The sequence below is a fragment of the Eisenbergiella tayi genome (genome assembly GCF_001881565.1).
Taxonomy (GTDB): domain Bacteria; phylum Bacillota; class Clostridia; order Lachnospirales; family Lachnospiraceae; genus Eisenbergiella; species Eisenbergiella tayi.
On record NZ_MPDJ01000005.1, the window covers coordinates 789,148 to 813,596 of the forward strand.

Consider the following 24,449-nt stretch of genomic DNA (forward strand, 5'->3'; position numbering starts at 1 on the left):
AATGGGGTAAAGGGTGGAACCGTATGGGATTACTTTTAGGGGAATATGACCTCGATTATTTGAAGCAACTTTTTTCTCGGGCTGATAATTATCCAACAGCTTATTTTTTTAGTCTTGCAGGAATGGGAATTTAGCCTGTAAAAAGGCTTTGTATTCCGGCCTCTGTGTATGAGAATACTGCTCTTTGATTGTTTTCTCTATCCATTGCAGTTTTGATACTGAATTGTCTTCATATTTTTGGATAATTATTTTATGATCTCTTGCGGCGGTTAGAATTGCCTCGTATGCATCGGGGATGTATTCGCAGGAAACTGGAGGCATACTGTATTCAGAAGTATAAGCATATGGTATGTCCTGCTGCTTTTTTATATCTGGGGATGGGGCTATGGTATAAATATAACCGGATATGCCTTTGTAGGTTTCTTCGGCTGCGTTGGGATAGTATTCTTCAAGGCGCAGGATACCCTCCCCGGTAAATCCGTAGCTGGCCCACTTGTGATAGGGCCCTTCGGGGAATTTCCCGGAACGTTTGCCATAGAGTTCTATGGCGTTTGATAGGTATGGTAGGGTGTTTTCACGTTTTGCGGAGAGGTATAGCAGCGGTGTTCCGTGGTTGGAGGTGTGTGGGGTTAATATTTGGAGATCTTTTATGGGAGATGCATGGTAGTACATGGGGTGGCCTCCGTTATAGAATACTAAAAATCATAATATGTTATCCAGGGCATATCTGCTGTCTCCTTATCATAGGAAATCTTTTATAAAGCAAAACTCCAATAAATTTCCGGTTAAGTAACTATCCTCCACCCCTAATTGTATCGTTTAAATGTTATTTCAACCGTTCTTCAAGTTTTCTTATGCATTCTATTTTCTCAAACTCATCGAGTTTATCAAAGTAGAATATCACATCTTCTATTTTACCCTCTCTGATGATATCGTCTGCTTCCTTATCATATTGCTTAACTATTGCGATCGTATCATTTGACAAGAACTCTGGAAGAAATCTTGTCTTTTCCTTCCATCTGTGAACAGCCTGACGACTTTTATCTCCTAGAGTCAATTCGGTCTCAATCCAATTTTTTTCTCTTTTGTCGAGTTCTTTTTTAATATTGGCAATAACTTCTTCTAATATAGGAATTACCTCAAAATCAAAATCAACATTCTTATATTTTTCTAGCATTTTATTTGATATTTCACTATATTGCGTCCTTGATTGAATTGTTTTCTTGCTTTCATTGATATCGTCCAATAGTTCTTTCAAATTGCCCTGTAGTTCTTCAAATCCACCTTGATCCGCAGAAGAAATACCTTTCTTCAATACTATTTCAATTCTCTGTAACAATGCTTCAATGTCATCAGCACATTTAATTTCACAAAGATCATCCCATATATCAGTCATATCCTGATTAATACGATCTCTTTTTTTCTCTAACTCAGTTACTTTTATAAAGATCTCGTCAATTATCTTCTGTGCATCCTGTCCCAGCGCTTTACCATACTTTAAAATCCTTTCCTGCAGGCTTTTTCCATTTTTCAAATAGCTGCAAATACTCATATAAGTAGCATATCGTATGTCACGATTCTCATCAAGAAATTTTATACAATCAGAACGTAGCTCTTGGCGAGATTTAATCTCCTCTATATTACTGAGTTCCTTTTCCTTTTGTACTTTTACGCGTATAGAATAATCATCGAATCCTAACTCAGAAAGCATCGTTTGCATCTTCATATTATGATTTCTAAATGTATTCACGCCCTCTACTGATTTACAATACATATTCGACACATACGAATCAATAAGCCGATCAACTCTTTTTGTCAAATTCACCTCAAGTTTTCTTAGCTCTTCTTTAGAACATTGATCAACCTCATACCCATTGGCTTCAAATATATTTGAATATGGAATATCTCTTAAAATCTCTAATCCCTTTAATGCCGAATATAAATCATCTTTATCTATTGAATCTTTAAATTTATCCTCAACTTTGCCAATACTATCATACCACTCTTGAAGTGCCTTTTTACCTGAGTCGAGAGCCTTTATGGCCAAAAGATATTCTGTTTCTAATTCCTTTGGCACCTCATCTGATTCTGTCATCTTCTTCAAACTTTCATAAAGTGAATTCACCTTCCAAATATTCTTATTTGTATGTACGCAATCAAAAAAACGCTTATATTTTCCAGCAACGGCTCCAGTATCAATCAAGACCAAAGAAGATGTCTTAACAACATCAACATCAATCTTTTTATCTTTAAAAACAACGAGTTCTTTCCAGTTGTTTATACTTAACAGTGAATTTTCATATCTAAACCTCAGGCAATAACTGAGATTGGCACAAATAACCGAAATCATGAGAGTAACAATATCTTCACTCATACCATAAGGGGGATAACAATAGGTATCAAAAATATCCTTACAAGCAAGTTCCCTACCATTGGTAATACCTGCAACTATTTTATCGTATACATTTCGAGACTTTTTCTCTTCCGGTGGAATCACACGGTATTCTTTGTCAATGCATTTCCAAGATGTTACATTCGTTGTCATAAGCAATGCTTCGATACGATTTCTAATATCGCTAGCAAAATTATGAATCGTAGCCTCATTTACTGAGTTAGAAAGGAGCATCTTAACAATAGTACAATAATAGGAACCACCTTTACCACCAAGGTTATTACCTTTTGTAATAAAACCATCGAATGAGAATGGAATAGCTTCAGGATATAAAACCTCAAATACATTCGTTAGGTATATAGGTATACGTATCTTTAACTCTTCTACACCTGATACACCAAGATTAATTCTCTTCTTCTTTAATTCATTAAACTCATCCTTCAAGTTATTTTCTGCTTGTTCATAATCAGCTTGGTAATAACGATCATACTTATTACGATTCGCATCATCCATTTTATCTAGGATATGGTATTCTAATAGTGCATTATAAAGCCTATTGTCCATGTCATTTAATAACATAATTACGATTGGTGTATCTACAAGAGCATTAACAAGAAATTTAGCACGTTCCATATAATCTGCATCAGTGTCCCTATTGATATACAGCCAAACCAACCGACCCTTTGCAGCTATTGAGCTTGTCGCATTTTTCCAAGCATTAATATAAGACTTGACCTTTATTTCATCGAATTCTTCAATAGCATACATCTCCTGTTCAAAAAGCCATTCATTCGTTGTAATCTTATGTTGTATTGCGAAGTTCGTCGTTTGCTTCTCAAAAACACCTGCAATCTCCTGGATTTTTAACGTCTGCAGCAATGACTTATTAATTGATGCCCCTGCTATCAACCGTTTTTTGAGTACCTTAAAGTCATGCGCTCCATTTGATTCTTCCATAAAATCGAAGCACCCTGCATGATCATCAAAACCTAATACCGCATATTCTGTTTCAAGCCATCTAAGTTCTTCTTCAATCTCCTCAATTGTAAAACCACAGCATAATGATAAAGCTTCCTTAGCATCTGTATAATCTGTCGTTCTAAAACGTAATATTCTTAGAATCAAATTGGAGCGTAGCACCGTCAATGAATTATCAGATAACTTGTCTCCAAATTTTCTCAAAATATTGTCATAACGAATGCATTGTTGAGATGTCTGCTTACCTTCCTGCTCAGCAGCAAGCATTTCAGCATATAAGTCACCCAACATTAATGTCTCTGGCATTACCAAAAAACCCCCTTCAGAAACATCAACATCCCTTGAACTCTCGATATACTGACTAATCAGTGTAAGAGAAGATCTATTCTGTAAATAGTCCGAAAGCTGCGTAAGCATAAATGTAGAAAGAGGATGCATTGGGTAGATTCCTTCTACCACAATCTTTCTAAATAATGAATAATCCTTCCACATTCCCTTTGTGATAAGCCATTTATTTATTTTTTGGAAAATATCTTTCCATTTTTCCTCATTCTTCTTCTGCCATGACACAATATTTGCATCAAAGGAATCTTTATCCTTACGCTGAATCAGATTTGCAAAGACTGTCTCAAGATTAGACGATATGTAATACTTATCACTTGCATCATATCTACCTATATACCTGCTAATATTTTTTGTCTGATCCACTCGCTGAAGGTATGTCTTAATATCGGACTGAATAAAATTAATAACCTGTAATGTGCCATCTGCATTTTGCGCTGTCTCAAAAATCTGCTGTAATGCCGAATCACCAGATTTAGCTTCCTTTGCACCTGAAGCATACTCAAGATATCGTCCAAACTCATCAAAAAGTAAAACAATATGTTCAAAGCGACCATTCATGCCACAGTACTCAGAGATCAGCATTTCAAGAATATTTCCAGCAGAAAGTCCCTCATCCCACCGTATTTCCTGTCCATTAATTTCTGAATAAACCGCATTAACAATTTCATAAGCCGTTTCATCTGTCATAAGACTCTCGCAAATTTTTTCTTTAAGATGCTCTCCCATCTCAAGCCATCCTAATTTCTTTGCTTTCTCCTCAAACATTGCAATTGAAGTTACTATATTTCTATTAAAGAAATTTTCTGCTGTTTCAAGCGCACGGTTCAACTTTTTTAAGCCATCATCTGGCAAACCGTATAACTTCAAACTTTTCTGCGCGGCCTTCAAAATCTCAGAATGTAGATTAAAATCTCTCATTCCATTGATAACCATAACGAAATTTCTTTCATCTGTTAAGTATCTTATTCTATCTGCGGCTTCTTTATCAATACCCGCAATATTTTCAAGAACTTTAATGTAAGTTTCCGGCATGTATTCTTTACCGGAAAAAATTTGACCTAATGTTACGGCTAAATGAGATTTACCTGTTCCATAATCGGCAATGGCAAGTGTGAACGCATTAGAATGATCGTCTACCATTTTTGCAGCCAACATTTCTACTAAACTGATAGTATCAATTCTCTTCTTACTGCCAATCTCCTGTTCTTCTGCACCAAAGTATTCCTTTCCATGGAAAACAAAATTCTCAGCTACCCTCGCCGCCTTTTCTGGATCATAAAACCAATCTGCTTGAACCGCTCCTTCAAAATACAAGTCTTTTCTAAACCCCAAAAGCTTCCCCAACTCCATAAATTCCCTCCTAGCACAATTCACTATACAATTTGCTAATCAGCTCGTCTTTACTTGTCAATTTCAATATTGTATATGGCATTAGTTGCCTGTTCAAACGAAGTAAATTCTTGTCTGCCAAATTCTCCAAAACTTTATATTCATATTGTGTATCCCATCCAAAAACCTTGCCATATTTTAATTCTACAAGCTGTATAGATGAGATTTCTTCCTGTTCAGGATAATATTCTTCCCAAAATGACCACAACGCTAAAGCATACAAATATGCAAACTCTCTATTATATGGCAGTGAATTACATTTAACTATGTTACCCTCCATGGATAATACCTCAAAATCCGAAAATATATCATTATATGAGGCAAAAAAAGGGGCAATATTCTTTGTATTAACCTTATTGTCATAAAGTTGATTCAGTTCTAGAATAAGCATATCTTTTTTTATCCCTGAACGATAATTGGGAAGAATACACTTGAACGTAGAACTCCATACACAAGCCCCTTCTTTCTCTCGCACCATCATTATATGAAGTAGCAATCTTGTCAACATCTCCTGTAATCCCAGATCTTCCTTGCTTACAGTTTCACCTAGCTCTGTTTTTGTCAGCTTAATCTGCTTATCCTTTTTTTCACTTTTAATCAAACCCATATACTCAGCATAACAGATATGTGGTTCAACCTTTCCACTTGATACTCCTTGTGGAATCCCGGTCATACCAGATATCTCCTTTACACTTAACCAAGAAGTACCATCCGCTACATTAAGAATACTGCTGATATATTGACTTTCTGGCTTAAATGTCTGATGAAAATTCACATTTACTTGCCTAGCCATTCTTATACCTCTCCTTAAATGACGTAATATTTGTTATCGTTGGCTTAACACTACCAAAAACACCATCTTCTTTCTTTCTATCCCCAACAACAATACATTGTCCCTTCTTGAGTCCCTTCAATGCCCCCAACCAAAGCGAACCATTCGTCGGATCTAATTGCTTTGATAGTTTCATAATTTCTTCATCTGTTGGCTTAAAGTACAATTTAAATGCAGCCTGCATCAGTCTTACGACTTCATCATCCGCAAGCACCTTCAACGACTGTGTTGCAAACCAAGCAGACCAACCAAACTTACGCCCTTCCGTAAGGATTGCCTTACTAGGTGAATTTTCTTTATGAGAAAGATTTTGCGCCTCGTCAAGCACAACAACAAAAGGCTTTTCCTTTGAACCATACTTTTTTGTATAGTACCAAGCATCCCAAAGCATAAGTTCTGTCACAATAACTTGCATCTCACGGTCAATCATTGTCAACTGAAAAATGTTCATCTTTGCTTCTGGTACATATAAAATACTGCCCCAATCAAAATCAGCATTCTTATCAAAAGTAATACTGTGAAAAAATGGTGTCATTTTCGATACCACCGTTTTTGCAGAGCTATTCTTTACCTGAATTGCTTCTAACTCTTCGCGGAAGTGTTCCATGTTCATATCTTGGCTATACTTCTCCATACCAACTCTAGTAGCCTCGTAAATTGCCGCATACTGTTGTTCACCAAATCCATAAACATGTGTTAGAATATTGGCAAATCTACCCGCTACATCAGAAGGAGTATCCATTATTTTCATTCCACCGAAGTCTTGTTCTTGTTTTTTAAATGGATTTATTGGAACGCCTTGTACCTTTACAATGTGCTGATTAATCTTGTTGTTCATACTCTCAACAAATTCTGGCTCTAGCTGATCCAATCGGAATCCTTCTGTATAGTCAAAGATAACTGACGATATATTATTCTTTGCCAACTCGTAAAGCATTGTCTGAATACTATACGTCTTACCTTGCCCGGATGTACCTGTAATAAGCAAATGTCTATTGGCCATCTGTGAACTGCCAAACTCCCAATATACATCATTCATCACCTTATTCTTTCCTATAAGCACTCGAATATCTTCCAAATTTATACTCCCTACATTCTTTAAGATTTCAGACATCACTATAGATTCTGTCTGCCGTTTTAGTTCAGTCTTAGTTTCCTCCTGTTCCTTTTCGTCATATATTAGGGGCGAATTAGAAGCTGGTGCAAATATAGGTGTAGGAGTTATTGGCACAGAAGGACTTCGTTTTCTGCCTTTCTGGAAATCAGCAATCTCTTTATCGAGTTCTCGCTCGCGTTCTTCAATAACGAGTTGCTGCTCTTCATCTTCTAACATTATCTTCGGATTAATAGAAACAAACTCAACATCTGCACTATCATCCTTTAATAACAATGATTGAATAACTTTTTGCGGCACGTCATAAATCACAGTCCCATCAGAAGAAACTACCGTTTCAACTTCTTTATCACCTTCCATATCAAACCAGAACCCAACTACCCTGCCATTCCAGTCTATTTCAAAGTTACCATCTAGAATTGTCCTAAGTTTTGCAGATAATTCTGCAAATTCGTCTGTATTATTACTAAATGTAACCTGTGCAAATGCCAACGCACGATACAACTGCGCAAACCAATATCTTCTCTTGATAGAGCGAGAATTCGGATCAAACACCTTACTTAATCTTTTAATTCCATGCTCGACTTGCTTTAAAGCTTTTTCTTTATGTGTTCCTGCATTTAGATAAACTGAAGTTTTGCATTCCGTAACAGTAGCTTTTAATTTCAGCTTATCATCATCTGTAAGGAACGCCTCTAGCACAAGGAAGTCCGGACGTGATGCAGAATCTTCTTCATCCTTCTCTATTTCACTGTCAAACCAGTGCTTATAAGAATCCAAGTGTATTACAATTTTAAGTGCACTATCTCCACCCGACCGTTCTTCTCGCAAAGCCGTTAACACGTATGCCATAAATTCACGTATGTTTTCATCTTTCGGATTCGTTGCTGATAGCAAACTGATACCGTCTAACCCACTTGCCTCGTCTAAACATAACTTAGCGGCTTTCTTAATAAGCTTCTTATCCCACTTAAATAAATCAAACAATCGATTTTCTAGTTTTTTGCAGATTATATTAAGGATTGTATTTCTTGCCGTAATAGTGAGATTATACTGACCATAAGCTCCCTTGCCAGTACTAAATCCAATGATTGAATAATCTGCTTTATGGGTACTATCATTTCTTAACAGAGCTCCATCCATACCACTATCTACGCAAACCACCCAATATGCCTTCTCATGAAGAAAATGCACAATGTTCTGTGCCTCAGAATCAATAGATACTTCCTTAGCTGCAATATACTTTCCATCCGGAATCCTCTCCATATTATTACGATATCGAACAATCTGCGTATGTTCATATGCCGCACGAAACTGTGGCTGCGACAACTCAATTGTTCTTTTCACAGATGTATTTGATACAGGCGTTGGCTTATAAACAATTGGAAAACGACACTGGCTCGGTGCTAAACCTATATCTTTATTGGCAGAAACAAAACTAAGGTTATTAACCTTAAGAATGTCCATAACAAAGGCAATATCATTGTTTCCATTCAAAAGTTTTTCAAGTTCTGTCTTATTTTTCCATTCGTTTAAATAAGTACGAATATTAACATTCTCGTCTTGAGAGAAGAATTCATCCATCCAATATGCCAAGTAGTTTCTTCCTCCTTTATTCTCAGGTTTTACAAGAATTCTCAGAGAAATATCAATTTTGGCTAGTTCACTTTTTTTTCTTCTAATCTCGATATACTTATAAATGGCGGCGACTATGGGCTGAAGCTCTGAAGGATCAATAAAAACAATACTTAGGGTATCTGCAGAAGTCGGAAATGCCTTCGCATAATCCGAAAGAACATAATAGATCATCTTTGCATTATCGCTAAGCGAAGAAACTTCGCCCTTATCGAAATCATCATCAAAAATTGCATCTTTACGGATCATATCTCTTAAATGATTTTCATTTATAATGTCACTTCTACCATAAAGACTAAATGCTCCAAACGAAGCAATTGCTCCAAAATAAACCTGCCCATAGGATGGGAAGATATCAAGCGTACTCTGAATTACACTCATCTGAAGAAGCCCGTTTATCATAGTGCTAATATCTTTCTCAGATACCTTATTCCCTGTTCCCTGTACTTCAGTCCACCATTCTTCACACCCATCTAAAAAGAAAATCTTCTGATCATTTAACTTCTCTAATGTTGCGGGATGCCATGCGGGAACAATACAAGCATCAATTTCTTTTTCAGAATCAAATACGTTTGTATTACTAACGATATTGAACGCATTAATATATGCATCTAATACCCATTTAAGATTCTCTGAAAAAGTTCTTTTTCTAAGGTATTCTCCTAAATCCGTGTATTCCTTTCCCAGCTTTATCAACTCTGAATCATCTTTTGTAATACAGGAATAAAAACCATTTTTTGAAACACAATACACAAATTTCACAAAAGCCTTTCCAACTTCATCGAATCTAGCTGATATCTCTTTTTCGTTGTTTTGCACCTTTTTATCTATATATTCAGCTAAATTAAATGAAAAATTCATATCACTTTCACTCAAACGCTCAAAAAATTCCTCTTCACTCTTAGAAAAAATTAGTGCATTAATCTTCGTAATCTCTGTCACTGGAATATAATTTCCATCTTTATATGAACAAAAATCCTGAAGACATAGCTCACTAAAATTTTTATCCCATGAATTGTTAATCCCAAATTTCCACTGAAAATCATGATGATATTTTTTACCATCTACAGTGTATACAGTTGAAAAACTAATCTTACTAATAGTCTTGTTTGCGCCTGCTGGTTTTACACGCACATCATCAATATAATGAAGAGCATTTGTAGGATATAAGAAATCTTTCGGACTAGATGTAAGCGTTACATCGTTCCCATTCACGCTCCACATCCTTTTATTAAGGTATTCTATGACTCCACCACAATGAACACAGATAGCAATCCACGTATCTAATAATTGTTGCTTTTCCTCATCATCTTCAGCGCTTGAATATACGCAGACAATTTCAGCCTGTGTAAAACTAAATTCTATCTCGTCAATCAATATGTCTACGTCGTTAATATGTGCAAGTGTAAGAAACAGTGCATGTGCAAAAACCTCAAGAGGTTCACCCACAAGCGTAGTAACCTTATCTTTTGGAGGCTTTTTCTCAACCGGAATTCCAATATCAAGAACATCCTCTACTATACTAAAATCAATACCTAAAAGTATTTCCGTGTTAACGTGGATATTCTCGCCTCGAATAAACTCTTTCACAACTTTTGCAAATTCCTCATAATCTTTAACGCTTTGTGTTCTCCAACAATCATGCTCTGAGGTATACTTTGCAAGTTCTGCTTTGCCTGAGTTATAATAGTCAATCTTTTCTATATATTTATTATACTGAATGATTGACATTTTCTTACTAAATAACTGACGCTTAATAAAGCTATAACAGCTTCTCAAACAATTCCTTCCTCTCGTAATCTCCTGTACTTTTGGAAGTTCTAATTGTCTCTTTGGCAGACCCCAAGCAGGAAGCCCTTCAAAAAACAGCTCTATAAAATCCTTAATATTCGTAATCTTGTCTGTCCATGTATCTGCAATATCACTGAGTTTACAGATATCAATTGCAACAAATTCAAATAAATCCTTGTATAACTTATCTATAATTTCCCTATCCGTATCAACAAAGGAATCATCGTTATAAAACAGCTTATAGTACTTTCCACCTAAAGTTTTTGATATGAGATCAGGAGTAATACTATAACAATTAGCCAAACCACCTTTATCCTCTTCATCCTCTGTACCAAGTAATACTAAAACATTACTTGCATGCAAATTTCTGTAATATGTTATGCTCTCTGCATCACTGACCCAGCCATGCTGAACCATGGATTGTAGAATCGTTGTATTTTCTACATTTTTCTTAAACGATTTCAACTTATTTTTTGCTAGCTTTATGTCTAAAGAAATCCCTTCGCTTTCAAGTTCCGATGTCAACTTTGCTGCAACCCTCTCATAAATTGCAACATTTTCAAAACCATCTACACGAATCATTGTTTCCATATCAGAAGACGGCTCTTTTTCGAGTATTAATTCTACAATTCTATCTATAACATACTTCATATTTATACTCCCTTCTGAATGGATTCATACGGATTAACTACAATAGAAGTAGCATCCGATAATTCTTTTAAAAATCCCGTTGCCTTAAGGAATTCGCCAAAAGCAGTCACGTTCTCTGTAAAACTATTTGCAAGGGTTGTTTCTATTGCATCTTGCTCCAAACTTTTCTTATATTCTTCAGGTCCAATCACAATGCCATAATGTCTATATAACTTTTCTAAAAACATATTCAAAGTCATCTTTTTCCCTGGTTTAATTAATGAGAGTACTAAAAAACGAATAACATCCTCTGACAAACTGAATCGCTCAAAAATCCCATTGGCTGGAATAATACACTGCAATTCTTTCCCCTTACTCTTGAATATATCCAATGAATTGATCCTTGCCTCACGTACTTTCTTCATGATTTCATCTTCTTTAATACCGACTTCTCGAGCTTTCTTATTGATCGCAGTCATGAAATCACTTTCTAGCTTTTGAAAAGACTCTGCTGCAATCTTCTTAACCGTGTCTGATGTTTCCCCTTTCATATCTACAATCCATGACGGTGAGTCCTTGTCTAGATAATCCGCAATACGATATGACATCATCCTCATAATCTGAAACATAACACCCTTTGCCAATACATCGGTTCTACTAATTGGATGCAATTCACACAACAGATAACTAATTAATTCATCTGCACAATATTCTCCACATTTTTTGTAGCCTGTATCTGGTATAAATGCCAGATTTAGTTGTTTAGAAAGGCTTTTCTTATCCATATGATATTGTTCTTCCCATGTATTCTGAACATATTCAGCTAATGTTGAAATCTTCTTACATTGAATACCTACAAGATCCTTCAGTAAAAATTCTAGTTCTGCCTTTTTTTCTTCATTTCTACCTAATCCTTGTAACAGTTGAAGATAGTATAACTCCCCCCCACGTGCAAGAAAGTTATGCTTATCAAAACTGAAACTATTATCTACTGACTTGGGATTATTATCCCAGTCAACTTTTTTTTCCCTTTTTTTCTCATTAGGGTCCGCTCCACATAAAATAAACTCTGGACAAATTGGCATTAAAGATCTAGCACCCCAGAATCTTTTTTTATAACTACTGAGTATCCCCGAAACAAATCTTGAATACTTTCAATATATTCTCTTGCAGCCTCTTTATCATCTATTTCGATTTTACTTACCAAAAGCTCAATCATGGAACGGTACGCCAACTCATCAGCAGGAATAGACCCCTTTTTCTTTGCCTTATCGTAGAAGATAAATCTTCTCAAAGCCATACGAGGTTCCACCCAATAACTAAGTTTTCTATCGATTGATATATCATGGAATTTCATTTTCCCTTCTTGAAGATTCTCCTCTTTCGCTGATACAAAGACAAGAAGGAACTCTATCAAATATTCGTATAACGTTTGATCTGCATTAAATCTGTTTCCAAAGATTAAAGAGGACACCGTTTTCTTACCATTAGCCAAATCTTTATAATCTTCTTCCATACATTTTGGAAATATTCCCATATTCAGCCTCCTATACTTCCCTAATCTTCCCATCGCTAGTTAATTCAATACGTATATTTTTATTACCACCATTTTTTAAAACTATAATCTCAATAATATCCTCATCGTCATCATCTTTAGTTATCTCTGATATCTGCGCTTTTAAGCATTCAACTCCATGAGATAATTGTGGATCAATATTAGTGGAAATTATCCCATTTTTAAGTTCCTCAAAGTAATCCAGCATGGGCAAAGTAAGAACCGTGTCTAAGTTTTCCTTATTGATATTTAAACAAAGCTCGTATCTGTCTTTACCTATATTAAATATACCATCCTGAGTTTTCACACTTTCCACTCTAAGCTTACGCACCGGAACGGTTCCGATGATTAACTGCACATTCTGAGCGATACCTGATTCTCTACTTAATGTCAAAGGTATCTCTGACTTGTCATTCGTCGTTCCTACATAAATCATTGACAAAGCATCCGCTATCAAATTTGCATCTGCCTTAGCTGGTGTATCTTTTCCATCCCTTAGTTCAAGATAACGTTTAAATTGCTTTGAGAAGACATCCTCGTAATCTTGTTCAACAACAGTCTCATCTATCACAATATTCATGAACAAATATGTTCTCCGTAAAAATTCTGCCCAACCACTTACGAATACATTCTTCTTTTCTGCTTCAGAAATAATCATTTCGACTTCTTCACCAAATAATTCTTTATATTCTTTTCCCACAAATAACTTTTCATCCGAACGCAAACGCTTATGGTCATACATACAATGATTCGCAGCATTTATAGCTATTATATTCAATGCTCTGTCATTCAGTTTTGTTCCGATATACCCAAAGAAAAGGTTGCTAAACAGATACTTATATGTATCGTTAGGCGTTACCTCTGAACATGATATTCCACCTGTCAGCATATATGTCAACTGTTCAGTCATACTACGAATTGTCAGGCGATTCCCATATTCTACAAGCCAGATAAAATGATTATTAATAAACTCACATACTTTAAGTTTGTTTTTAACAATAAGCTCACGGTTTCTATAGATGTGGCAATAGTCACACTTAGTACAAGACTTACAATCTTTCCACAGCTCATCTTGAATTAACTTTTCTAAAAACGCCTTGGCAAAATACGAATTATCTACCGCTGCCACGTTTACAACACATATTTTAATACCGTTAATTTCAACAATTTCCCCTGTATTCTCATCCATCAAATTAATAAGTTCAATTTTAGCCTTTTCCTTATCCTTATCTGAATCAAAGAGTTCGCCAAATGTATTAATCAGCGGACCAGTATTAGCAACCATAAATACATAATTTCCCATTTCTGGCATTTCTACAGCTCGTCTCATAACATTGATACGATCCATTTTATTACTACTATCTACCTCCGGTATTTCACTAAAATCCTTAACACACAAACATATATTTCCAGAGGGCAAGGTGATTTCACTTAGTTTCTCCTTTGAATCATACTTTGCATTAAGTTCTGACAAAACTTGATACATAATACTAGTTTTACCATCGCCGGCATGTCCGGTTAATATTATGATATGTGGCTCTTTTTCAGTAAGGCTAGTTTTTATATAATCACATAATCCAACACGAACCATAACTGCCTCAAAATAAGGGTTTTCAATGTTTCTCTCACCGTATGCATTTTCATTCTGTGCATTATAATTATGTAGAGAATTTAGATAGTCTATATAAGCTTTATTGTTCATAGCCTTACCTCTTTCACCCAGTTTATAAATCTCTTATTGCATCAACCAATCGATCAACATCTTCTTTTGTATTGAACTGTCCTAGCCCTACACGTATTGTTCCTAAAAACTTCTCATCATCAAGATATTTATGTATAAAAGGTGCACAATGATATCCTGTCCTTACAGCTATATCAAAATCTTCATCTAATATAGTTCCAACATCTTCAGACTTATACCCCTTTACATTAAAGGAAATAATCCCTATATGTCTCTCAGAATTTTCGGGTACATAGAGTATCACATTCTTAATAGACATCAATTTTTCTATTGTATATTCTGTTAATTTATTCTCCTTCTCAAAGTTCTTAAGACGATTCAATACAACCAAAGCCTCATGCATACCCGCAATTGCAACTATATTCTTACTTGCAGCTTCATATTTCTCTGGCCTCTCTTCCGGCATATAGAGTTTAAGTGATTCACTACCAGTTCCTCCAACAAAATATGGTTTTAATTCTATTTTAGAATTATCTATAAAGCCAGCTGCCCCAAAAGGACCATAGATTGTCTTATGACCTGCAAAAACTATGAAGTCTGCCTTACATTTCTTTACATTAATATCCACTAAACCAAAAGACTGTGCTGCATCTAACACAGTTATTGCATTATAATCTTTTGCTAATTCAAAGATTTCCTCCACTGGAAGAATATATCCTGTCACATTGCTAACATGCGTACAACAAATACATTTTGGTTTATCCTTCATAAACAAGTATTTAGTCTTTTCAATATCAATTTCTAAATTATCTTTAAGAGGAAGTTCAATAACACGAACCATTTTTTCTTTGGAAATTCTATGCAACGTCCGTGCAACAGCATTATGTTCAAAAGGTGAAATATAAATAACATCACCTTTAACAAGGTCTAGTCCATTCAAAATAATATTCATTGATTCTGTTGCTGATGAAGTAAGTACCGCAACCTCTATGCCTATACCATGAACAATCTCCACCAACTTCTTACGAGTATTTTCTATTAAATATGATGCCTCTCGCGCCGTCTTATAAGAACCTCTCCCAGCATTTACTGCAATATTACGATTTGCCCATTCTATCTTTTGGTAAACAGGTTCGGGTTTAGGAAACGTAGTTGCAGCATTATCCAGATAAATCATTATTAATCCTCTTTTCTCATTACCTTTTCAATCATTTCTAAAAGAATAGCAACTCGGACATTTATATCTAAATCAGAGAAACTTTCAATTTGGTCCTCAATTATGTTTCTAAACATAGAGCCTTCCGACTCATCCACCCTGTCATAATACCTATGGATCTCTTCCCCATTTTTACCAACAAAAGAAAGCATACAAGTACCACTATTTTTTTCATCCCCAATAGATTCTATTTCGTTTTTTAATTCTTTTAATCTTTCAATATACTCATCAAAAGAACCATCATTCCATGAATCAATGTGGATCCCACTAATTATCTTAATAACTTTTTGTATTGTGTCTATCTCATCAAAAGTATTAATGTCAGCTATACAAGTCATAAAACCTGAAACAGATGCATTATAGAGTCCGTGTTTTGCCACATCACTTTGTTTTCCATACCATGTTTTCAATGTATGTATTAGATCTTCCTTTGCGTTCTCATCAAAAATAGCAACGGACTGTACAATAATCTTTTTAAGAAGCCAATCTAGATACCCATTCAACTTATTCTTGATCGTTTTTAAAACAATTATAGTTTCTTGGTAATCAAATTTTCCACAAATTTCCGGTAAAGTTTCAAAAATAGTCTCATACGCATTTACATCCATACGCTGCATAAGATTTTTTAATCTTGGAAGAGCCTTCAATATATTTTCATCAGTAATAAATTCATTACCTCTTCGAATATTCTTTGCTACCTGCGGAAGTGCTCTATACCACCGTTGCATGCAAGTAAGGATATTGGCAATTCTATTACCAGAAAGGTTTTTGTCTCCCCTATCACCAAACAAAGTTAAAAGTTCTTGAATATACGCCTCTTTATCCGCACTCTCCTTCGAAATAAATAAAGAATATTTACCAGGATATTCAACCATATTGATAATTGTATCTACATCAAGAATTACCTCACGGTCTTCATAATAGGTAATAATATCTTCCTGCTTCTTTGAAATTACATAAGCAAGAAAAATAGGTAGAACACCTGCTCTCATTCCATATGGTTTAGAACTATATTGATTGACAAGATCCACCAAAGATTTTCTTTTTTCAACACATCCATTAAAAAAAGAATCAAATAATTCAAGAATTTTCTGAACTTTATCAGATTTATTATTCTCATTAAGAATCCCTGAATTTATCATTACTGCTCGATAAATGGTGGACTCAGCACTTGTACCTGACCTATAATACTCGTCAGACTCTTTTCTCATTATACTTTCCATAATTGTCCTTCGAGCCTTTTTAATTGGTGACGACGTAATAAATTGTTTGTTTATCAATTCATTATTAATTATCACTGTTTCAGAATAAAATGACTCACAAACAGCATCTACCGCAGTACTTATTGCAACTCCCTCTTCTACCTTCCATGCCTTTCCATCATAATACACCGTTACATGCGAACTGTTATTTCCAAATTCATCATCAATAAACTTCAACAGTTCTTTTTCCAAATCTTCTTCTAGGACATAGAGTTCTTTCATTAAAATCTCATTCTCACGCATAAATACAACATCTTCTTTTATCTCTTGAAGAATCTCATAATCCTTTGCTTGTTTGCCCAACACATATTTATTTCTTGAATATATCACTACTAGATTTTCAATAGCAAAAAATTTCATCTTTGAATAAATCTTCTGAGTCTTATCTGTATCATCTAACGAATAAAGGGCAAGTATTTTGCCGTCCTGAAACTTATTTTTATCAAAGAACACATTAGGATCCTCAATTTGTAGGAAATCATCAACCCCCATATACTCATATCTAAAATATCGAGTCATAGAATATCGATTATTATATCGTTTTGGCAAAATATATTGTACATCACTTACACGTGCAAACACCTTGGGTAGATCTGGCTCACCTTTAATACCACGACGGTTTTTAATCTCTGTTTTTAATGCGATACCTGCACGAGTTTTAAAAGCATAACAATTATTTGAACCCTTCTTGTAAATAATCTGTTCAGCCTCTAAACTCTCTATCACACCCTTTGCATTTGGTAGACCCGATGCAATCTTTAAAATTTCTTCTGTTGGTGGCATCTCATCAAACTTATTGATAATATTAAGAATCGCCAGAGTCTTTAGCATACGCACTTTGCTTATATCGTCTGAACTTTTAACCTTTGTTATTGCATACTCTGCATTTAGCCATTCTGTATGAATAAATTCGTTATTGACCTCTTTTTTAAAGATATTTTTAAAATAATCATATATATAATCTGGTGCAATAATCCATTCATCATCACGTGTATGATCTGACACATACTGCGCCATACTAAATGGCTCTTCCTTAGAAATAAAAGTAAAGAGTGTACGTTCATTCTGTGCTACCTTTTCGCTTATATTCAAAAGCGCATATGCAGAAATAGGACTAAGCGGATAACAACCCTTTACAATTATTTTTTCAAAATCTTTACTTGTAAATGCAGACTTAAACGCAGGTATTTTATAATATTTATCTACAGTCTCTCGGCCAAAAAACTTATCATAATTTGGTACATATTTAAGTTCTTCTGAATTTGTCCGAATTGCATTCTCAATTAATTCATAGCTATTCTTAGAGGATGTATTAAATAGCACTTCCTCAATTCGACCTTCAATTCCAGTAAAAGCATTAATTGTTGCTTCAGGAAGATACCTTCCATATTCTTTTATGGATTTATGAGCCACCATGGTAATAAATATCTGTGTGTCCTTAGATTCATTTGACAACTCGCATATATCTTGAAGAAGCTTCATGTTGCCACCTATTGCACGATTATCCTGCCCTTCGATAAATTTACTAAACTCGTCAAAAATTATGTAAATTCCGCTATACCCTAATTCCTCATGGAGCTTATCGGCAACACTCTTATACATAGGCAGTACATCTCCACCTGCTAATGGATTAAACTTTTCTCCGCCCATAAGTGCAGGGTAAATATTCTTAAATATATTCAATATATTAGAATTGCACATTTTAAGCCCTGATTCAATTTCACCTGCTGAATATCCTTCTTTCTTTAGCAAGGCACAATATTTACTATATACTTCCGGGAATTTTTTCTTCCATCTCTGTATAGAGTCAAGAGCGATACTGAAAAACGTATCCGGCATAAGTTCTGTCAGATTTTCTCTTTTTAAAGCATCATTCAATGCAACCATAGTGGCACGGTTTAAATCATTATGACTACCCGAAATAATAACTGGCAGAAATTTTCTCTTGTTTTCCCATATTTCCACTACAGCTTCGTACGTTGCTTCATCAACAATCTTTATCCTCTCAAAAAGAGACCTTATGATTTTCTCATTTTCGTTCGTTCTCTCCATACTTATAATCGCAAGTAAAATAAGTAAAAGATGTGATTTGCCCTTTCCGTATGAACCAACAAGAATTGTTGACTGATTCTTGTTTTGTTGCACAGATTCGATATATCTCTTCAGAATCGCCAAAGATGATTTTGTTGGAATATAGTTCTCTATCTTGTCCTGTTTATTTAAATTCAAGTAAAGGTTAATAGCGTTTTTAAAGTTACTATTTAACTTTACAATATCGCTCAACTTAGTTACTAACATATATTTATCCACCTTTATTTGTTGTAATAATCCATAATAACCTCAGTAGGATCTTTAATATTAATTGGATAAACCATATCTAATCCAGCTGTTCTATCAACATGTATAAATCCAAGCGCTTCAAGATTATCTAAATACTGATTCACCGTAACCATAGTCATATTATATATCGCACCTAAGCCATTCTCGCCTGATACAATCCTCTCAATGCTCAATGATTGTTCTTTCTTAAACATGCAACTTAATTCATAAAAAATCAATGCATTATCAATCTTTCTTAAGTCAGGCTGTACTTTAAAGTAAATTTCATCTTCTTTTTTTATCAGCCCTAACATTGACAATGGACAAATAATTTTATCTTCCGGATCATCATTTCTAATGTTTCCCTTTGTATACATCTTAAGTAGAACATCAATGTCATCATTTACCGAACTTTCCGTTACATGTTGTCCCACAAAGTTAAACAGTTCCAATTTTATTTTACTTTGTATATCTGCTTTTGAAAAAGTATCCACCTTAAACATGTTAAAAAACATATACCAAACTGTTGCCTGATCACGATTCTTTGCAAGGTTAGAATGTAATAACCATAACGAAAATACATCTTCAAAATCTTTATCTTTTTCATAAATAATCTCAGCAATCGGTGAAATTCTTTCCTGGTTTCCATCCTTCTCAAGCATACCACACGCCTGCATCCAATAACGAATTGACTTAACCATATTAGAACCTACTCCTAATATATCCGGTCCATTATTCTCAAGAAAAATATGCGGACTATTTTCTTTAACTGCAGTAAGTCCTTTAGTCATCCATCCCTCACGAAGAGGAAACTTTTCATGCCCTTTTAATTTATAAACAACTTTGTTCACCATTTTATTCTTCTCTCTTAATCGTCAATACTTTTCTAACATAACATCCTGCGGTAAAGTGGTTTACGCACTCCGTACATCTTACACACTTCTTATCATCAATCTTATATGATATACTACCATCATCTAATTCTTTTATCTTGATCGCATTATATTTGCATACGCTCTCACACGCTTTGCAGTCTATACACATCTGATATTTTGTGAGTTGGCACTGTATCTTGCCCTCTGAAACTCTCAAATTCGTCGCACCCGCAAGATTTTCTTTCTTTATAATCACTTTCAGTTTTGTAGAACCAATTCGCCCTTGAAGTATCAAAACTACATTTCCTTTTTTGTCTAATATATATACTTCACCCAATCGTTCGTTACCAAGTTGCATATTGATATACCCAAACGGTTTAAATAACTCATAAAACTCTGTAGTAATTGGCTTCTGCAATACATAATTAAAAGCATTATCCTCTGTTGCACAGGGCTCATAGGATATTATAGACCTTTCCGCTACACCGATTCCATTCCCCCCCCCCTGACGTGCCTTCCAACCACCCTCATCAATGTATTCCTCTGGATCAGGCTTTTCTATCTTCTTAGCGAAATTAACAAGTAGTTCTCTCCAATGCATATACTGTTCCTTCATATGCACCTTGGATAAAAACTCTGACCACGCCCCATTATTTGGACAACACCAGCATCCTACTCGCGAATAACCTAATCGATATGCATCATTAAAATCAATATTAGTAGTTAAAATATAAAGCCAAACATCAAAGTCAGTCCATTCAATGATTGGAGCCACCACCGTTTGCTTTGTAATTTTGGAATTTTCACTTTCTCTTTCATACTTACTTCTACTTACAGATTCACTATGACGAATTCCCTGAAACGACAATATATCCGTTCTATTCTTAAATGCAGATGTTATCATCTGTGTAATTGCACCAGTTTTGAATACTGTACAACACCATCGCATGACTCGACTTGGTGGACCTATTTGTTCACAAAGTTCTTCAAAATTCTTACTATAATTCTTCGCAAGTAAAACCCTATGTTCTTTTTGAAATCTTTTCCGGTACTCATCAGTCAATGGAAACTCTAGTGTTGTATCTCCAAAAATATGACATACCTTATTGGATGAAAAGGCCCTTCTAACAATATCCGATGTAACTGTTGAATCTTTTCCACCACTAAAGGATACAAACATGTCATCAAAAGAATATTTGCCTAAATATCCTTGTACAAATGATATTGCCTCATCAGTAATTTCACTATATCGATTAGAATTGGCCTTAATGAAACGTTGCACTATCATATTAAATTTATTATAATCTATCTGGCCTATATAATCATCATAAATCTTTTTTATTGCGCCAATATCATTTAACGATTTACTATTAAAGTCCTTTATCGAAACCTGCACTTTTTTACCATCTATAAAATAAAAGTTCATAGTATTCCACACTGATGCTTCTTCAAAACAAAGTGGATTCTCTTTGCCTAGAAGTATTGCCAAAAGAACTTTCTCTTCCGGAAATACTGGTCTAATATCCGTCGATATATATTCTCCTTTATTACCGCATAAAGGGCAGTACTCCTCATATGTGGGAACATTGCACTTCTCACACCAATACAGTGTTGTAGACATTACAGAGGTTTCTTGACATTCAATACGCTCACCTGTAGCTTCATTAACATCCCATTCCATGCATTTTCCCAGAGGCGTACGACACATATGTTTAGGACATACAAGTTCTCTCATTCCATTATCCTCCGGTTTAATCCTTGATATTAACTCCTTTGTTTCAGTGGTTACTATCAAAGTAACCACTGAAACAAAGGAGTCTATTCATTAATATTTACTTTTTTATTATATCATAACTTATAATATCTGGAGATATTAAACCTCGTTATAAAAAAGCTTTTAAACTTATCCTTCTATTTCCAATAAAACTTATTGTTCTTTCTACTACTTTCCTATCATTTATCACCCTCATCCTACATTTACAATAATACACTTACAATCTCCAACAGACAGCAGATTATTTGTTTTTCAAAAATACTTGATCTCCATCTCTACAAATTGACTTTTATAAAATATAGTAATTATCAGATATAGTAAAAGAAAATAACGAGAAGTCAATAGCTAAAAAATCTATATAATTTTTCCCCTAAACAACACTATCATCTCCACATTCAGTGAGATAGCTGTTTTCTTCTAAACACAATATTCCTTTCGCAATTCTTGTAATAATTCTTCTTCACTAGGAAGATATAATTTATACTTAGATACAAAAATCTGTGTCTCATTTTCTGGAAGTGTGAATTTTACTACAGATTCACTTTTATCAGCATACATTACAATTCCTATTGGAGGATTGTCCCCTTCATTCATCAACTCTCGTTCATAATAGTGTACATACATTTGCGTTTGTCCTAAATCCTGATGTGTCAAATCACCAATTTTTAAATCTATTAAAACAAAACATTTCAAAATATAGTTTTAAAAAACAAGATCAATTCTTAAATGATGTCCATCAAAAGTAATTATTTTCTGTCTAGCAACAAAAGAAAAACTCTCCCGAGTTCTGGTAGAAACTTTTGTATATATGTGATAAGAGCTTCTTCCAAATCACTTTCATAAAAATCATCATTTGGATTCGGACCAAGAAACTCCAATACATAAGGATCACGAATGATATCTTATGGCAGTCTATTTGGTTCTAAACTCTTTATTTCCTCAGATACCTCTTCTTTATTTTGACTTGATAATAATCTTTCATAAAAGAACGAATTAATCTGTCATTCTAACTGTCTTGTACTCCAATTTGACTTTATATATTCATCAAGATAAAAGTTCCTTGCCTCTTTATTTTCCACGCGTATTAGTAAACAAAAGTGAGTCCAACTCAATTCGCTACGCAGTGCGTAGTCATTTGGAAATGTAAGATAAAATTGATGCATATTTTTCAAATTTGCTGCGGTAAATCTTTTCCAAAATCTCTTGTCATTTGTTTTGCAGGTTCTTTGATGAGACCAGTTCCATATTCAGCTTTATCCTCATCACCTTGTTGCTCCACGATATTTTTTCCAATATTCCAGTATGCTTCACCATAGCAAAGTTAGCAGTTTGATAAACCTTATTCCTTGCCTCTGATAAAATTTTTGTTCCATATCTACCTCTCTTTAGACTCTATATCTTTCATTATTTCGCTTAGCAGTGCCATCATTTTTGATGATGACGAGACAAAAGAACCATGTACTGTACAATTCTTAATAATATGACGCCTTAAGCTCATCACTTTGTCATAATCAACTTTCGAAAAATAATCTTGTACTATTTGACTATCTATATTTTTCATTTTACAGGCACGTTCAAATTCTTTATACATCATAGTCATATAGTTTTCATTTCTTCTCTTATAATAAACCCACGCAAAAAAATTTTCATTATCTCTTGTATCTGGAGATTCAGCATGGCAAGTAGGACATAATAAAAATAGATTATTAACTGTTTCCAGACCGCCTAATGAATTTGCAAGTATATGAACTTTTTGTAAAGATTTATCATTATTCCATTCTTTTTTTAGGTCATCAACTTCAGTAATATTTTCATTCCCAATTATCCACGATGGCAAACCACATGCCCAACAGCAGATATCATCATGAAATTCTAATATTGGGAGCGCCTCCTCCTCTGACCTACAATCAGCATAATTCTTAACTTTAAACTTATTAGTAATAGCTTTATCTTTCCAAAAATTATATATTTCAAATTTAGTAATTGCCATATTAACCTCCCATAATTAAAGATATTATGCGATTTAAATTATATAGTTTTGCGAAAACATTCATTTCACTTATCCCAGCACAGTAATCGGAAACTTATTTCACTTCTAACAACCTCAAAAGCGCACATACCTATCCAGAACAAATCTTCATAACCCTTTAATTTCCTAGGCTTTCCGCTCCAGTGACACCACCGTCTCCACATGGCACAAGTTGAATGGAAGTACGTCTTTTCCATTGGTCGTGCATAAATTGTGTCGAGCCTTTCCATTAAATGCTCTCTTTGATTCTCTCGATAATAGTAACATCTGCCGGGAGCCACTGAACGGTGTCCAGGGTTTCCTTTATAAGCCAGCAAGCCTCTTCTGCTTCCTTTAGTTCCAGCTGACCGTCGATAACCTTTGCCCAGAAACAGTCCATCGAAAGATGGAATGCTGGGTAGTCATATTCGATCGTATCAATAAGCTCTCCGGCTTCGATGTCAGTGTCGAGCTCTTCTTTTATTTCTCTCATCAATGCCTGCTGAGGCGTTTCGCCAGCTTCGATCTTCCCACCAGGGAATTCCCACTTGCCCTTGAAATCGTCATAACCTCTTGCAGTTGCAAAGATACTATCTCCATCGCGTATAACAGCCGCAACTACTCTCACTGTTTTCATTTAATTCACCTTAATA

At 34.8% G+C, this 24,449-nt stretch carries 15 protein-coding genes and 1 pseudogene; all 16 read right to left on the bottom strand.

The window, feature by feature from the left end; genetic code table 11:
- Nucleotides 1-108 precede the first annotated feature (108 nt).
- Complete coding sequence (locus BLA28_RS21570) at nt 109-672, bottom strand: hypothetical protein (RefSeq protein ID WP_071699423.1); 564 nt, start codon at nt 670-672, stop codon at nt 109-111.
- Between the two features lie 154 nt (nt 673-826).
- A complete protein-coding gene (locus BLA28_RS21575) occupies nt 827-5,065 on the bottom strand; it encodes a hypothetical protein (RefSeq protein ID WP_071699424.1) in 4,239 nt (1,412 codons plus the stop codon).
- 10 nt (nt 5,066-5,075) lie between these two features.
- Complete coding sequence (locus BLA28_RS21580; protein ID WP_071699425.1) at nt 5,076-5,897, bottom strand: hypothetical protein; 822 nt, start codon at nt 5,895-5,897, stop codon at nt 5,076-5,078.
- On the bottom strand, nt 5,890-11,127 hold the full coding sequence (locus tag BLA28_RS21585) for an ATP-binding protein (protein WP_071699426.1): 5,238 nt from the start codon (nt 11,125-11,127) through the stop codon (nt 5,890-5,892). Before BLA28_RS21585 ends, BLA28_RS21580 begins: the two co-directional genes overlap by 8 nt.
- A gap of 2 nt (nt 11,128-11,129) precedes the next feature.
- The gene (locus BLA28_RS21590) at nt 11,130-12,191 is read right to left on the bottom strand and encodes a hypothetical protein (protein ID WP_071699427.1); all 1,062 of its coding nucleotides are present in this window, start codon (nt 12,189-12,191) and stop codon (nt 11,130-11,132) included.
- Nucleotides 12,191-12,643, bottom strand: a complete 453-nt coding sequence (locus BLA28_RS21595) for a hypothetical protein (protein ID WP_071699428.1) — start codon at nt 12,641-12,643, stop codon at nt 12,191-12,193. The genes BLA28_RS21590 and BLA28_RS21595 overlap by 1 nt, the downstream gene beginning before the upstream one ends.
- Before the next feature lie 10 nt (nt 12,644-12,653).
- Complete coding sequence (locus BLA28_RS21600; protein WP_071699429.1) at nt 12,654-14,363, bottom strand: hypothetical protein; 1,710 nt, start codon at nt 14,361-14,363, stop codon at nt 12,654-12,656.
- Nucleotides 14,364-14,385: 22 nt separating this feature from the next.
- Nucleotides 14,386-15,519 carry an aminotransferase class V-fold PLP-dependent enzyme gene (locus BLA28_RS21605; RefSeq protein WP_071699430.1) on the bottom strand — a complete coding sequence of 378 codons (1,134 nt, stop codon included), beginning with the start codon at nt 15,517-15,519 and terminating at the stop codon, nt 14,386-14,388.
- Nucleotides 15,520-15,521: 2 nt separating this feature from the next.
- A complete protein-coding gene (locus tag BLA28_RS21610) occupies nt 15,522-19,118 on the bottom strand; it encodes a hypothetical protein (RefSeq protein ID WP_071699431.1) in 3,597 nt (1,198 codons plus the stop codon).
- 14 nt (nt 19,119-19,132) lie between these two features.
- On the bottom strand, nt 19,133-19,993 hold the full coding sequence (locus BLA28_RS21615; protein ID WP_071699432.1) for a DUF4007 family protein: 861 nt from the start codon (nt 19,991-19,993) through the stop codon (nt 19,133-19,135).
- 1 nt (nt 19,994) lies between these two features.
- A complete protein-coding gene (locus BLA28_RS21620; protein WP_242955503.1) occupies nt 19,995-21,749 on the bottom strand; it encodes a phosphoadenosine phosphosulfate reductase domain-containing protein in 1,755 nt (584 codons plus the stop codon).
- 456 nt (nt 21,750-22,205) lie between these two features.
- Complete coding sequence (locus BLA28_RS34710; RefSeq protein ID WP_334294084.1) at nt 22,206-22,481, bottom strand: PDDEXK nuclease domain-containing protein; 276 nt, start codon at nt 22,479-22,481, stop codon at nt 22,206-22,208.
- Nucleotides 22,482-22,534: 53 nt separating this feature from the next.
- Nucleotides 22,535-22,666, bottom strand: a complete 132-nt coding sequence (locus BLA28_RS34715; protein WP_278336444.1) for a hypothetical protein — start codon at nt 22,664-22,666, stop codon at nt 22,535-22,537.
- A gap of 123 nt (nt 22,667-22,789) precedes the next feature.
- Nucleotides 22,790-23,067, bottom strand: a pseudogene (locus tag BLA28_RS34815) (DUF1016 N-terminal domain-containing protein).
- A 96-nt stretch (nt 23,068-23,163) separates the two neighbouring features.
- On the bottom strand, nt 23,164-23,778 hold the full coding sequence (locus tag BLA28_RS21630) for an HNH endonuclease (protein ID WP_071699433.1): 615 nt from the start codon (nt 23,776-23,778) through the stop codon (nt 23,164-23,166).
- Between the two features lie 268 nt (nt 23,779-24,046).
- Nucleotides 24,047-24,433, bottom strand: coding sequence for a (deoxy)nucleoside triphosphate pyrophosphohydrolase (locus BLA28_RS21640; protein ID WP_071699435.1), 387 nt, complete (start codon nt 24,431-24,433; stop codon nt 24,047-24,049).
- Nucleotides 24,434-24,449: the final 16 nt, after the last annotated feature.